Origin of the sequence: Falsirhodobacter deserti (assembly GCF_004015795.1) — a bacterium.
Lineage (GTDB): Bacteria > Pseudomonadota > Alphaproteobacteria > Rhodobacterales > Rhodobacteraceae > Falsirhodobacter > Falsirhodobacter deserti.
Window position 1 is genome coordinate 53234 of the sequence record NZ_ML137222.1, and the last position, 13807, is coordinate 67040.

Here is a 13807-nt window from a genome sequence, read left to right on the forward strand (position 1 = left end):
GCATGAACCCCCAGTATGGAAGAGGGAACGCGCATGGCTGCATCAACCTTCATGCTTGTTAGTCCGTCCGCGACGCAGCCATGCCGCGGCGCGTGTCGTCGCCCGCCATCTGACTGTGCATTTGCGTGAACAACTGAAGCGCTTTGCTGCGATCGCCCGAGTTCAGGTAGGCGTAAGCCCGCAGCACACCCAGGCCGCGATTGAGGCCGTTGATGCCTTCGGCTGCGTCCAGATAGCCGATGGCGCGGCTGTAATCCTTCACGCGGTAGGCCTCGACCCCGCGCTGAACCAGGATCTCGTGCTCCACCTCCACCCGTTGCTGGCGGGTGAAGTTCGTCGCTGCGCTGATCTTGGCCGCGTCGTTCGACATATTCATGTTCAGGTAGGACATGGCCATGCCATAGCGCGCATCCCGTGCCACCTCGGCCGGAACACGGCCCTTGGCCACGGCAGAAAAGGAAGCCAGCGCTTCCATTGGCCGCTTCAGGTTCAGGCTGCACCAACCGCGTTCGTTCAGCAGGTCCAACGATCGAGGCTCGGGCGTCAGTGCGATGCAACGCCCCCAGTCGCCTGCGGCCGTTGCCGCACGCATAGCCGTGATCCGACCGTCGCCCGACGGCGGCAGGCGGTCCCATTGCGAGGCCGGAGCGGCTATCCCGCCCTGCGGAGCCGCCGGCCGGACCTGCTGCGGCGCCCGTGCGGGCGCGCTCGCGGAGGGAGGCGTGGAGGGCGCGCTCCGCGGCGGTGCGGCGGTGGCTGTGCCAGCCCCGCGCCCTGCGTCCAGCCGGTCCTTCAGCCCCGCCAGATCGGCGGCATTGGCGGGGAAGCGCGCCGTCGCTGTCGCGAACATCTGGGCCAGTTGGTCCGGTGTCGTGACGGAGTCGGCCTTTTCCAGTGTGCCGACGATATCCTGATAGCGGGGGCAGGCGGTCAGGATGGCCTCGTACGCGCCCCGCGCCTGATCAGGCTCGCCCGCACGCTCCTGCGCCTCGGCCAGACGCCAGACGTTGTTGATCCGGTCGCACTGGGTCAGCGCCGGCGTCGTGCGGGCGATCTGCACCGCGCGGGCCGGATCCGTGGAGACGGCCGCATCGAACTGCCGCTGTGCCGTGGCAGTGTCCAGAAGCGCCAGCATGTCGGCCGGCGGGGTCCAGTCGGTATGGGTCGTGCGCGCCGCATCCAGCGCCCGCTGCGCCCCCTCCACGTCACCGGCCGCGATCAGCTGGTAAATCCGGTCGGTTTCCGCGCCCGGGTCGGCAGAAGTGTTCAGCGCGTTGAGGTCCGCCGGAGGTTGCCAGTCCGGGAACGCGCTGCGCAGGCGGCGGATCTCAGCCTCGATCGCGGGCTGGTTGTTCTGCTGAATATAATACCGCAGGGCCGCAAGTTCATTTGCACTTTGCCCCAGAACGGGGGAAGCGGCGGCGAGTGCCACGACAGACAACGCCCAGACGTGCCGCCGCAGGATGTTCAGATGGGTTGGCATTGCGGGAACCTCTGGAGCTGGGCGATCAGCACGAACAGGTGCAGGGTGGCCGGATAATAGGGCTGATCGGTTGTGAAAAGCGGAATGGACAACGCAGCATCCTGCGCGGCGCCACATGCCGTCAGCCCTGCAAGGGCGGCATAGCCCATGTCGGGGCTGCGTTCCAACGCCGCGCCGGTCTGGACGTCGAACACCGTCGCCGTTCCCACGCCTTGGGTGCCCGTGGTGACATAGGCGTCGTGAAACCGGGCGACCATCGGATGCGCGGACAGCCCGCTGAGGCAGAGGTAAAGCGGCACGCGCATCGCCTCGTATCCGGCATTTGCGGAGAAGCCCGCCGGCGGGGCCGCCCAACCCTGCGGCGTCGCCAACATCCAGTCCGGTGCCAAGCCCGTCGCCGCAAGTTCCGAGAGCCGTGCCAGCCCGTCATCGACCGCGCGCTGAAGGCCCGGCGCGCCGAAGAACATGGCCAGTTCCGACATCAGTTGCGGCATCCAGTAGGACGGGTTGTAGATCGTTCCGTCGGTCCTCACGAAGCCATCGGCCCCCGGAAGCAGCAGCCGCTGCCCTGAAAAGGCGGGGACGGGGGGCAGGCAGGCGCGTACGATACCCGCAACGATCGTGGCGGCGCGGCCCCGGCAGTCGGGCATGTCGAACTGGTCCGCCCCCTTCATCAGCGCCCAGGCATAGAAGATGTCGCCGTCCGACGCGTTGTTCATGTCCGGGACGTTGGGCACCGTATCCGGCCGCCACCGCCAGGCCAGAAGGCCATCGTTGCGCAGCGCCAGGTTGCCCTCGGTCCAGCCGTAGATGGCGCGGAACGCCTCGGCGTCATCGAAGAGCACCGAAAGGTAAAGCCCGTAGCCTTGGCTTTCCGAATGGCTTGCTCCTTCCGAAAAGGCATCCACGATACGCCCGTCGGGTTGAAGATAGGCCGCCTTCCAGGCCGTCCATGACGGAAGCAGCGGCGCAAGTGTCGCTGGTGCCCCATGTGCCGATGCCCGCGCCGTCGAGAGAAGAGCGATCGCCCCCATCCCCGCCATACATTCGCGCCGGTTCATACTGTCCGTCCCTTCCTCGTGATGATGACATAGATGAACGCTGGAATTGTGGAGAGCAGCGCCAGTGTCAGGAGAATGAGCGCGTAATAGCCCGGCGCCCAGGACGCGAAGTTCCCGATGACCACGAAGATCTCGCGGAACGAAATGGGACCTGTAACATGCGGTCGGGGGTTTGGCGGCCACACCTGCCAGGTCCCGTCCGTCCCGCGCAGGGCCACGCGCGCGCCTTGCGCCGCTTCGGTGCGGCGGAAGGTGTCGAAGCTTTGTGCGAGCACCTCGGGTGCGATCGAGTTGTCAGCCACAAGTGTCCACGTGCCTCCCTCTTCCTGCGGAGCCATCAGGACGGCCGTCCCCGGCCGGTTCAGTATCCAGTCGGACAGTCGCTCCCCTTCGGGCGAGGCGAGACCGTGCAGGCGAGCGGTCCAGGCCGCGATCTGGCTCGGCCGCTCCGGCTCCGAAGTGCGGGCGGGGCTTTCGCTGTCGTCGCCCCGGTCCAGCCGGAAGAACCGGGGCGCGTCGTCCTCATGCGGGAGAACGTCGGTCTGAGTTTGAAACAGCTGGGCGATCTGTTCACGCGTCAGTGGCAGGCCGGGCCCCATGGCGCCGGAGTCCTGCGGCAGCCGTGCCAGCGCAAGCCGCCCCTGCCCCTCGGCCACCGGGGTCAGCGCCAGCTGCGCGATGAATGTCGTTAGAAAGCTGGCATCCGATCCTACCGTCGTCACGTCGGCGGGTCCGATGGCACGCAGTGTGTCGCTGAAAGAGCCAAAGGTCATCGGCGGGCTGGGCGGCACGTTCAGCGTGCTGGAGTTCAACACGACCAACATGTCCGTTTCGCGTGCCGGGCATGGCAGCGTAGGCGGCTCGCCCGGCACGATCATTTCGAAAGTGATGGCATTTTTGCCGCCGTGCAGCAGATGCGCAGGAAACCGCACGGGCAGGGGTGGCTGCAGCTTTCCGCCGTTCACGTCCAAGGGCAGGAGCACAGTCGTTTCCCCGTTGACCTTGACCAGGAGGATGGAACCTTGCGGCAGATCTTCCCCGTATCCGTAATCGAGGGTCAGCATGCCCCGCTGTGAGGACAGGTTCATCCAGTCGGCGGGCAGAGTGAAGGGAACTTCGGCCGACGCGTAACGGGTGTTCCGTACGATCTGCGAAGCACCCAGAGCCTTGAAGCTTGTGGTCGTGCCAGGTTCCAGATTCGAGCGCTCCTCCTCGTCGGGAAGAGGGGGGAGCGTGGCGGCCAGCACATCGGCCAAGCCCGGCCCGTCGGTAACTTCCATGACCAGCGCGCCTTGGGGACTGCGCAGGAACGTGGCGCCCGCGGGGGCACCCGTACCTTCACGTATCGACACGCCGACGCGCCGGGCGGCGCCATCCACCGGGTGATAGGGAGAGCGGACCTGCGTCGTTCCGCCCTCGGGCATGACGCGGCCGATCGCGGTCATCACTGCGGCCAGGCTTTCCGTCGCCACGCCCTCGGGCATCCTCACGTCGATGGATTGCCCGCGCTGGACAGTGCTTGTCAGCCGAGCGCGAAAGTTGGCGGCATCGAGGGGAACCATCTCTGCGGGTACGGTCACGCCGCTGCCGGGAAGGTCAATTTCGGTCCAGACGTCGAAGCTGGCCTCCGGCCCGCAAAAAATGCGGTGCTGTTGGCGCAGCGACAGGCCAATCGCGTTATCTCCGCTCCGCAGTGCCGTTCCAGGCACGTCGATCCGGCCCCAGTCGCCGATGCTGGACAGTGGCCATGTTCCCGCCTCCTGCCCATTGACGCTCACCGTCACCGACGAACGTTCCGGCAGATTGTTGACGCTGCTGCGCAGGACCAGACGGAAGGACGCGGGCGGCGAGGCCTCGGCCGGTAGAGGAAGGGCCAGCATGATCTCAGCAGCCTCTCCGGTCAGGCGCAGGACGCCCGGCTCGGCGAAGCTTGGTCCCATCGCGATACGGTCGCCGGGCACGGCGGCCGGGGCACGCAGGCCGATGTTCCACGTTCGCGCTTGCGCCGTGCCTGTCACGGTGTTGCGCGCGAGGGAGCCGATCTCGGGCAGCGGGCCTGTGGAAGGGGCAGGCAGCGTCGCCGGGGGATCGGCCAGCTTGGCGGAGGGCGCAGACGCTGGCATATCGGGCAGCAGGATCTGCCCATTGCCTCCGGCACCGAGAGCGTCCTGCGCCAGCAATGGCTCCGAGAAAAGAAGCGATGCCAGCACGATGCCAAAACAGAAACGGGTCATGCGTGCACCTCCGCACGCGCGGGGCTGTCCTTGCGCATGTCATCTTCAAGGAAATCGCTGCCGAACGCGACCAGATGCGCCGGTTGCAGGCTCATGTCCTTGCGTTCCGCCTCGTGCTTGCGCCACGGTTCAGCGGCATAGTCGCGGATCGTTCGAGGTAACGACCGCGCTGCGAGCGCCAGTATGTAGCCAAGCCCCCAGATCAGCCCGACGCCGTTGCGTGTGGCATCTCGTCGCCGCTCCCAGGTTTCGCTGTTGCCAAAGATCAGCAGGGCCACGGTTTCGCGGGCGCGCATGGGTTGGTCCGGCGGGAACAGCAGGCGCAGCGCGACCTGCCGACCGCTGTCGGAGGTGGAACGGACGATGCCTCGGATCTCGCTTTCTAGATGCGACTCCTCGGGGAAACGGGGGGTAAAGATAATTTCGTCGCCCTTCCCATAGGGCAGCCTGTCAGGTTGGCGCGGCACGAGGATCTGAGCCCCTGTGGTTGACGCGTCGATGATGATCCCGGACACCAGCTCGCCTGTGGCAAGCCGTACCTCTGCCGGGCTGTGCATCTCAACCCGGGGGGACGCCCGGCGTTGCTGCTTCTCGCACGTCGCGCGCAGCGACAAGGACACGAGGATAAAGTTGAAAAGTGCCCATGCCCCCACGACCGCAAGCACCTGGCGGTCGCCCGGGAATGCGATCCACCGTCCCACCGCCAGAACGACACCGAACGTCATCAGAGCGAACAGGATCAGCAGCGGACGGTGAATGGGCGAGATGTAGTTCGATGCGAGCGTCTCGCTCTTGTCGGTGACATTGAAGCGCGCATCGCGTGGGCGGATGATGGTGCGGATGATCGCCTTCAGCAGATAAGGGGCCTGCGCGACCTCATATATCTCGGACACCAGGGGCCAGCGGAACCGCGAGAAGATGGCATTCTGGGTGAGGAAGCTGACCAGCAGGTAGGTCAGGCTGAACGCAAGAGCGTCCTGCGCCGTGCCCACGAAAATCTCCACACCGAAGATCAGATAGGCGAGGGGAGCCAGCAGATAGGCCATGCGGATGATGGGGAAGAGCCAGAAGCTCATGGAGTTCAGATAGCACAGCCGCTGCTTCAAGCCCAAGCCGGACCGCATCAGCGGGTTTTTCAGCAGGAGCATCTGCATCATGCCGGTTGCCCATCGCCCGCGCTGCTGGATGAAGCTGGCGAAGGTCTCGGGTTGCAATCCTGCGATCATCGCACGATTGAGATAGAGGCTCCTCCACCCGCGGGAATGGATCTCCAGTGCGGTTTCGGCATCCTCCGTGATTGTATCGCCCGCAAAGCCACCGACGTCGTCCAGCGCGGCGCGGCGCAGGACGGCCGCCGAACCGCAAAAGAACGCTCCGCCCCAGCGGTCCAGCCCGCGGTGGATGAGGCCGTAGAACATCTCGTTCTCCGGCGGGGCGGCGACGTGGAAGCCGAGGTTTCGCTCGATCGGGTCCTTGTTGATGAAGTAATGCGGCGTCTGCACGAGAAACAGGCGGGGATCGGCGCGGAAATAGCCGACGGTACGCGCCAGGAAGTCGCGCGACGGGACGTGGTCGGCGTCGAAGACCACCACGAGCTCTCCATCCAGCCGCGAAAGCGCGGCCGACATGTTTCCTGCCTTGGCATGTTCGTTACGGGCCCGGGTGGAATAGATGACGCCCAACTCGGCGCAGAGGGCCTGAAGCTCGGCCCGTCGTGCGCGCGCTGCGGCGGCGGCATCGGCGTCGTCCTGATTGCACTTCTGGTCCGTCCCGCCGTCATCGCACAGCACGATCCGGCGCTTGTCGCCAGGATAGATCATGTTTCGCGCGGCCGACAGCGTGATGGCCAGCATGTCCGTCGGCTCATTGTAGGACGGCACGAGCACATCCACGGTTGGCAGGTCGGCACGGTTCTCGATCCGGGGCGGGATCTCGCGCCGGGTCGGATCGGCCACCAGAAAGGCGTTGAGGAAGAAGATGATGATCGAATAGGTTTCTACGGCGAACAGCATGATCGCGATTACGAAGGACGGCGTGAGACCGGCATCGGGCAAGGTGCTTGTCAGCCGCCACACCCAGTACCGGATAACGATCACGCTGCCCGTGGCCAGCAGCAGGAAGCGGGGCCAGCCGCGCCGCGCGAAGGGCTTCAGCACCACAATGATCACCACCGCCATGCACGATAGGGTGATCTGTGCCAGAAGAGATGTCGGCGCCAGCGCTAGCGCAAGGATCGCTGCGAACAGCAACGCCCAGACCACCAGAAGAAGAACCGCGAAGAACGGGCTAGAGCGCATGACGGGCATCTCCGTGATTGGCTGCTGAAACTTGCAGCCCTAGGACCTTAAAGGGGAGCGGAAAGCGGCGACAGCAGCCGGGATCCGGATGCCTCGCGCGGGCCGGTGAGGCCTGAATATGCGAAGCTGGTGTCGCGGATGGGATTAACTGCCTCCTCGACGGAGCCGACGACGCAGTTGCGCAGCACCGCTTCCAGTGCGTTGCGCTTGGCGGGGATCAGGCGTTCGGTCCCGTCCACTTTGCGAACGGCCAGCACGCAGTTGATGTCACCGAACGTCTCCAAGGCGTAGGAATAAGCCCCAAGGCTGTCGGTTTCAGTGATCATGACACCGGGATCGACGGTCTCGAAGGGCGTGGGAAAGCCGTTGATCCGGGCGCGCAGCGCTTCGATCCGCAACCGTCCGGCCCCTTCGCCCCAGCGACGGCTCGCGCGAAGGATCATCTGGTTATCGCCCGGGATGGCGGTCGCGTTGGGCAAGGAAATCACCTGCTCCACCTCATTGCCGATACTGCGCTGCATCACTGTCAACTGCCCCGCAATAAAAGCCCAGCCCATAGAAGGAGGAAGCATCCTATATTCAGTACTCCTTCTGTCAGCCGGATTCAGGAGACGGTCGCCAACGTTGACGATGTCGCAGGCGGAGAGCGACACTCCAAGGAGAACTGCCGTAAGGCACCGAAGGAGGAGCAAGGGAAGAGGCATGTGGCTATCCGTTCGAGTACCGCCCGAACGACCGCCTAAGCAATTCGGATGATTTTGCTGATCTTCAGGTTCTTCACACGTTCATGACGATTTACAACACGTTCCTGTTTGGATCGCGCATTTCCTTAAGGAGTGTTCTCTAAGCGCATCATGTTTCGAAGGCAGATAATCGCGATGGCGATCACCAGGGTCCTTTCCAACGAGAGGACAGACGATGAAGAAGGCACGACTGACCGAGGAACAGATCATCGGCATCCTGCAGGAGCACGAGGCCGGGGCGAAATGCGCCGATCTGTGCCGCAAGCATGGCATGTCGGAGGGCACGTTCTACGCCTGGAAAGCGAAGTATTCCGGGATGACGGTGTCCGAGGCCAGGAGGTTCTGAGATTTCGCACTAGCGGAAAGCGGGCACGACCGATAACGCTTGCCCAGTATCCGGGCTTCTTTAGGTTGAGGAGTATGTCGGCAGAAGGGCAAGCCATGGAAAAGCCATCTCTAGAAGTCGTTGAGGAAGAGGTTGCCCGTGCATTGTCAGTCGCCGACCCTCTTCCAAATGACCTGAAAGCAGTGTTTGAGCGTCACTGCGACAATCTCGTGAAACTGGCCAGGTCGCTGGAAGCGGCAGGCATGGACAGCGAGACTATCAGAAGTGCCGTTGCAACCTTGCTGAAAACCTACGAATCTGATCTGCTGAAAGTGATCGAGGCACGTCTATGAGTGACACTTTCCGCTTCAAGCTCGACGACGAGCCAGGACGCTTGGCGGCGCTGCGTCGTTACGGCATTCTCGATACGGATCCGGAAAAAGATTTCGATGATATCGTAGCATTGGTGAAATCTATCTTCTCGGTACCCTATGCGGCCGTGACACTGATCGATGCGGATCGTCAGTGGATGAAGGCGGCCGTAGGCATGGCGCCAATGGAGTGTGCGCGCGACGATTCATTTTGCATGCATACGATTCGTGGGCTTGAACCGCTGTCGGTTGAGTCTGCCTTGGATGACCCCCGCTTCATCGACAATCCTTTCGTTACCAGCGCGACGCATATTCGCAGCTATCTGGGCGCGCCTCTGACCACCCCAGACGGCTACAACATCGGGGCGCTTTGCATACTCGGGACTGAGCCTCGCGTCTTCACGGAGGCCGACAAAGCGGTTCTGGTGAATTTTTCGAAGGTCGTCGTCTCGCAGATGGAGTTGCGTCAGGCTGCCACTCGTGACGCGCTGACAGGGGCCATGACGCGCCGGAACTTCGAAGATCAGATGGCCGACATGGTTAGTGGCGATCGGTCTGGGAGCCTGATCCTTCTGGATGTCGATCATTTCAAATCGATCAATGACACCTTCGGTCATCCAGCAGGCGACGAAGTGTTGCGGGAAGTTGTTGGTCGCTTGATGGCGTGCATACGCAGCGGCGATTGCGTTGGCCGGGTGGGAGGGGAAGAGTTTGCCCTGCTGCTGCCGGAAGCCTCCGCCAATAAGGCCACGGTAATGGCGGAACGTCTTCGCAGAGCCGTCATGCAAGACCCACTTGCAGCCCTTGAGAACCAGCGGATTACCATCAGCCTCGGTGTGGCAGAACGTCGCGACGGCGAAACCGCCGAGGCATGGCTGAAGCGAGCGGACGAGGCTCTTTACGAGGCAAAGCGGACCGGCCGGAACCAAGTGGTTCAGGCAGCCTGATCTGGCTCCCTCCTCGCAGTGGCAACTCCAAGCAGCAGGGAGTGCTCCGCTGCATCATTGCGTGGAGCAACGCGCTGAGGGACTAGGGCAGTTCAGAGGTGGAGGACTTGTTAGTGAAGTACTCTGGATGCCGCACCGGCATCTGGATGGATCTCTCCTCCTGCGGCGCCGGTTGCGCCGTGGCTGGGTGGCAAGAAGGCCCTCCTCCCGAAATCACCGAGAAAATTGACCTGCCCCCTGCCGGTCCCTCGGGAATCCTCCCGGTTTCAACGGGGTTTGGCCGAAGAACTCATGCCGCCATTTTCAGTTTCTGTGCGGGTGTTATGCCGCCGATGCCCATGTTGGGTCGCTTGTTATTGGAAGTCCATAGCCGGTCGGGGGCGATGCTTTGTGCCTCTCCTGTCGATACCCTGCGCCAGGACGTCCTGCAGGACCGCCCGAAGGGCATCCACATGGCCGTGGATGTCGCTGATGACCGCCAATCCGCCTTGCATGCCGCTTCCCTGACATTGCCACATCATCACCCTCGCCACCACTGCGCCGGGTGAATCACGTTCCGCATACCCCTCGCGAGCCGGCTTCTTCAGTCGCCTGTCAGGATCAACAGCGCTTGGGGATCATCAAGCCGTTCCAGACGAGGCTTAGGGCTGGATTCCTGACTGCCGATTGGTTAATGAGCCTTGCCGACACCCGCAAAAAGCTGGGAGATCGGCGGCGGCCCCACAACGGGGACCCGCCCATTGGCGTGATCGGACACAACCGAGCGTGACCCGTTATCCCGATGGCGCAGCCAGCCTGTCATCGTAAGGCAGTCGGCAAGATCCAGCTTCCGGCGGTTCGGTCCAAGGGGAGAGCACGGGGTACTGTCACTCCTTCGACATCAAACGGCGGCAGATGATGTGACGTGGCAGGGCCGAGAAGAGTGGGGCAATTCAAGGGTTGCTCATCAACAGGCCTCCTTTGGCGCGACTGAAACAAACCATCAATTCGATGGGTCCTGAGCCTAGCGGCTTCTACCGAGCCTTTAAGATACTACAAGAACGGGAACTTTTATTCGATGCCTGCAAAGAAGAAATTCAAGAAAGAAGCTATCGATAATCCTTCGCTTGCGTTCAATCTGGTTACGCCGACGGATTACAGCTCAAGCGCACAGTTCTTGAACATAATGGAAGTCGCGCGAAGCTGGATTGGCCACCGGCCTGATACCTGGGGTGGTATGACCACCAAGGATCTGGTCAACGGCGGATACCTCGACGAAAACGGATGGCCTACGGCTGTGCCGGAGGGGCTTTCGTCCATCGGCACGCTTTGGCAATGGGGCGGGCGGCCTGGTACTGCCAAAGAAAATGCCGGAAAATATGTGCTGACTTACGACGGTGAGGGTACGATCAAGCTGACCGGAGATGCGCGGGTTGTAAGTTCCGAGCCCGGACGCATCGTGTTCGAGAACGTGTCAGGCGGCACATTCTATATGAACATCACGGAAACGGATCCCGAGGGATCGGGAGATTATCTTCGCGACATCGCCATCGTGGCGAAGAAGCATGTGCCGCTTTACGAGGCGGGTGCCACTTTCAACCCGGATTGGCTTGATCTTATCGCAGACGCCAGGGCGCTTCGATTCATGGATTGGGGCAACACGAACAATGCGCAGGTTGTGGATTGGGAAGACCGGCGCGAAGCCGGAACATTGCTCGGCGTAAGCAAGGGTGATGGTGTTCCGATCGAACACATGGTGACCCTTGCAAACGAGGTTGGGGCCGATCCATGGTTCACTATCCCTCATACAGCATCCGATGCCTATGTGGAGGCCTTTGCAACCTATGTCCGCGACAACCTTGATCCGGCTCTGACGGCGCGGATCGAATACTCGAACGAGGCGTGGAATGCGTCGTTCCAGCAATTCCATTGGCTGCGCGATAAGGCAAAGGCCGAGTGGGGTGATGGCAACGGAAGCGCGCCCCACCAGTATTATACCAAGCGTGCCACCGAGGTTGCCCAGATCTGGGACAAGGTATTCGCGGAAGAAGACGGACGGCTGGTTCATGTGCTTTCCGGGCACACCGTAAATACGTGGCTTACCGATGAAATGCTACGGGCGGACAAATGGAAGGCTGCTGACCCGGACGGATGGGTCGACCCAAAGAGCGTGTTCGATGAATTCGCTGTCACGACGTATTTTGGCGGCGCGACCATGCGGAACGCCGAATTGCGCAAGGAACTGATGGATGTTCTGGAGAAGCCGAAAGTAAAGGCCAGTGCCTGGCTGGCAAAGAAGCTTTCTGATCCGGACTACCCTGAGTCCATTCCTGAGACCGCCAGGAAACTGGCTGCGCAGAAAGCCACCGTCGAAGCGGCTGGTCTTAAGCTGGTGGCTTATGAAGGTGGGCAGCATGTTCATCATTCATTCGCGGTCAATGATCTGACGGATAAGCAGGTTGCGCGCTTGACGTCCTTCATGACCGACTTCGTCCGAAGCAAGGAGATGGCTGGTCTTTACAAGGATCTGTGGGCCGTCTGGAAAGAGGTTGGCGACGGGCCTTTCATGCAGTTCGGAGAAATGGGAACCGCCTCCAGATGGGGATCCTGGGGGATCCACACCAGTACGTCCGACGCCAATCCGCGATCCAAGGCCCTGAAGAAGCTGAACGAAGCTACGGAGGCGTGGTGGACTGACGCGGATCCGGGTGAGACGTATCAGCAAGGGGTGATCCTTCAGGCCAAATCACGTGGGGAAACCCTGACAGGCACAAGCAAGATCGACTACCTGATCGGTGGGAAGGGCAATGATATCCTCATCGGTGGAGCCGGCAATGATGGCATCCATGGCGGGCGAGGGCATGATCGGGTGGTCGTTTCCGGCACCAAGTCGGACTATACCCTTGCGGCAGATAAGCATGGTTATCGTCTTGTCGGCCCGGATGGCGAGGACCGGCTGATCGATGTGGAGGAAATTGCTTTCTCCAACGGCGAAGTCCTGACGATCAAGGAGATGCTGAACCAGCCGCCCCCCGTGCAGGCGCCCGATCCCGGTCATGATCCGGATCCGAAACCACAGCCGCAACCCGGGCCACAGCCAGAAGCACCGGGTTCTGAAGATGAAGCTAAACCCGGCCCGGATGACTCTGCGGTCGTTGATGTTGCGCCGACAGGCAAATATCATGATGCGGCCGGTGCGGCAGTTCAGGTGGCAGGCGGCGCCGCGTCCGGCGTAGTTGTAAACGGTGTGAATACGTGGAGCATCCTCGGGCGTGAATTGGGTTCCGAGAGCCATTATGTGGTAAACGAGAGCGGCAAGTCGGCCGAGGTGAAAGGTCGTATCCTGCAAGCCAACTATTGGACTCAGCAGGAAAATACGACCGGCAAGCATGAGGCATTGGTGTCCGCGACAGCGATGGAAACAGCACTGAAGCTGGGATCGGTGATCGCCCGTGGCGGAGAACTGAATCTTACGGCGGGCAATGACAAGTTCTACGGTCGGGATTTCAATGATCACGTCATAGGAGGCGCCGGAAATGATTATCTTTCCGGAGGCAAAGGAGATGACCTTCTTTTTGGAGGCCTTGGTGACGACCAGATACTAGGCGGAGCGGGCAATGATACCCTTTCCGGCGGCGCCGGCAATAATACCATAGATGGCGGTGAGGGCCTGGATCGCGTGCTGCTTGCGGGTGTGATGGCTGATTTCGAAATCACTGTTGATGGTCGAGGCCACCGGCTGAGCAGTAAAGACAGCAACGATTTCCTTCTTGACGTGGAAGAGTTCGAGTTTTCAGACGGTCAAGTGGTGACATTGGAGCAGATGCTGAATGGAGCACCGCCGGAGCAGCTGCGACTTGCAATGAACGGGGCGCATCTCGATGCTCAGGGTGCGACCGCACAGTTTATGGGTCAAGCCGCAACCGGAGGTTCGGGCGGCGTGCTTGATACGGCAATTGATGAAGACCAGCTGGACTTCCGCCAGTCGGACGTAAATTGGAAACCTTCGCGTAAAGTAGATGCTCTTGATAACCTTTCGCTGGCGGATGACGCAGATAAAGCCGCCTTCATTGGTTTGAATGACAATGACCGGGGTTGGCTGATGGATCTTTGATCTGGGGGTGAGCTTCCATCCAGCGGCGACCTGAGCCACCTGGTCATTCGTACCGGTCGGCGTGGGTTGAGCAATCGTCCGGCGCGCGAAGCATTCATCTTGCGCAGCGGGGCGGGCGATTGCGACCGTCTGCTTTGGGCTCAGGCTGTGCTGGAACCCATCGCGGACAGCTTGAAACCTAGGTCGTTTGAAATCCTCGACCATGCGACCGGTCGCACAGAACGTGGGATGATGGATCTTTTCAATTCGTCAC

General features: G+C 61.8%; 8 protein-coding genes and 1 pseudogene. 4 read left to right on the forward strand and 5 right to left on the reverse strand.

What is annotated here, in order from left to right; translation table 11 throughout:
* Window positions 1-58: 58 nt before the first annotated feature.
* From JX25_RS14470 to JX25_RS14490, 5 genes are read right to left on the reverse strand one after another with little or no spacing between them, the layout of a single operon-like run.
* Window positions 59-1483, reverse strand: coding sequence for a hypothetical protein (locus JX25_RS14470; RefSeq protein WP_128255805.1), 1425 nt, complete (start codon window positions 1481-1483; stop codon window positions 59-61).
* On the reverse strand, window positions 1468-2544 hold the full coding sequence (locus tag JX25_RS14475) for a family 8 glycosyl hydrolase (RefSeq protein ID WP_128255806.1): 1077 nt from the start codon (window positions 2542-2544) through the stop codon (window positions 1468-1470). Before JX25_RS14475 ends, JX25_RS14470 begins: the two co-directional genes overlap by 16 nt.
* On the reverse strand, window positions 2541-4778 hold the full coding sequence (locus JX25_RS14480) for a cellulose biosynthesis cyclic di-GMP-binding regulatory protein BcsB (protein WP_128255807.1): 2238 nt from the start codon (window positions 4776-4778) through the stop codon (window positions 2541-2543). Before JX25_RS14480 ends, JX25_RS14475 begins: the two co-directional genes overlap by 4 nt.
* A complete protein-coding gene (gene bcsA, locus JX25_RS14485; protein ID WP_128255808.1) occupies window positions 4775-7075 on the reverse strand; it encodes a UDP-forming cellulose synthase catalytic subunit in 2301 nt (766 codons plus the stop codon). The genes JX25_RS14480 and bcsA overlap by 4 nt, the downstream gene beginning before the upstream one ends.
* 47 nt (window positions 7076-7122) lie before the next feature.
* Window positions 7123-7596, reverse strand: a complete 474-nt coding sequence (locus JX25_RS14490; protein WP_128255809.1) for a hypothetical protein — start codon at window positions 7594-7596, stop codon at window positions 7123-7125.
* Between the two features lie 397 nt (window positions 7597-7993).
* Between JX25_RS14490 and JX25_RS14495 the strand changes: the two are divergent.
* The 4 genes and pseudogenes from JX25_RS14495 to JX25_RS14510 all read left to right on the forward strand — a co-directional run.
* Window positions 7994-8158 (forward strand): annotated as a pseudogene (locus JX25_RS14495) (transposase); the annotation flags it as partial.
* Between the two features lie 101 nt (window positions 8159-8259).
* Window positions 8260-8496: a hypothetical protein gene (locus JX25_RS14500; protein WP_128255810.1), complete on the forward strand. Its 237-nt coding sequence runs from the start codon at window positions 8260-8262 to the stop codon at window positions 8494-8496.
* On the forward strand, window positions 8493-9461 hold the full coding sequence (locus JX25_RS14505; protein ID WP_128255811.1) for a sensor domain-containing diguanylate cyclase: 969 nt from the start codon (window positions 8493-8495) through the stop codon (window positions 9459-9461). The genes JX25_RS14500 and JX25_RS14505 overlap by 4 nt, the downstream gene beginning before the upstream one ends.
* Before the next feature lie 1057 nt (window positions 9462-10518).
* Window positions 10519-13554: a calcium-binding protein gene (locus tag JX25_RS14510; protein WP_128255812.1), complete on the forward strand. Its 3036-nt coding sequence runs from the start codon at window positions 10519-10521 to the stop codon at window positions 13552-13554.
* The last annotated feature ends 253 nt before the right edge of the window (window positions 13555-13807 follow it).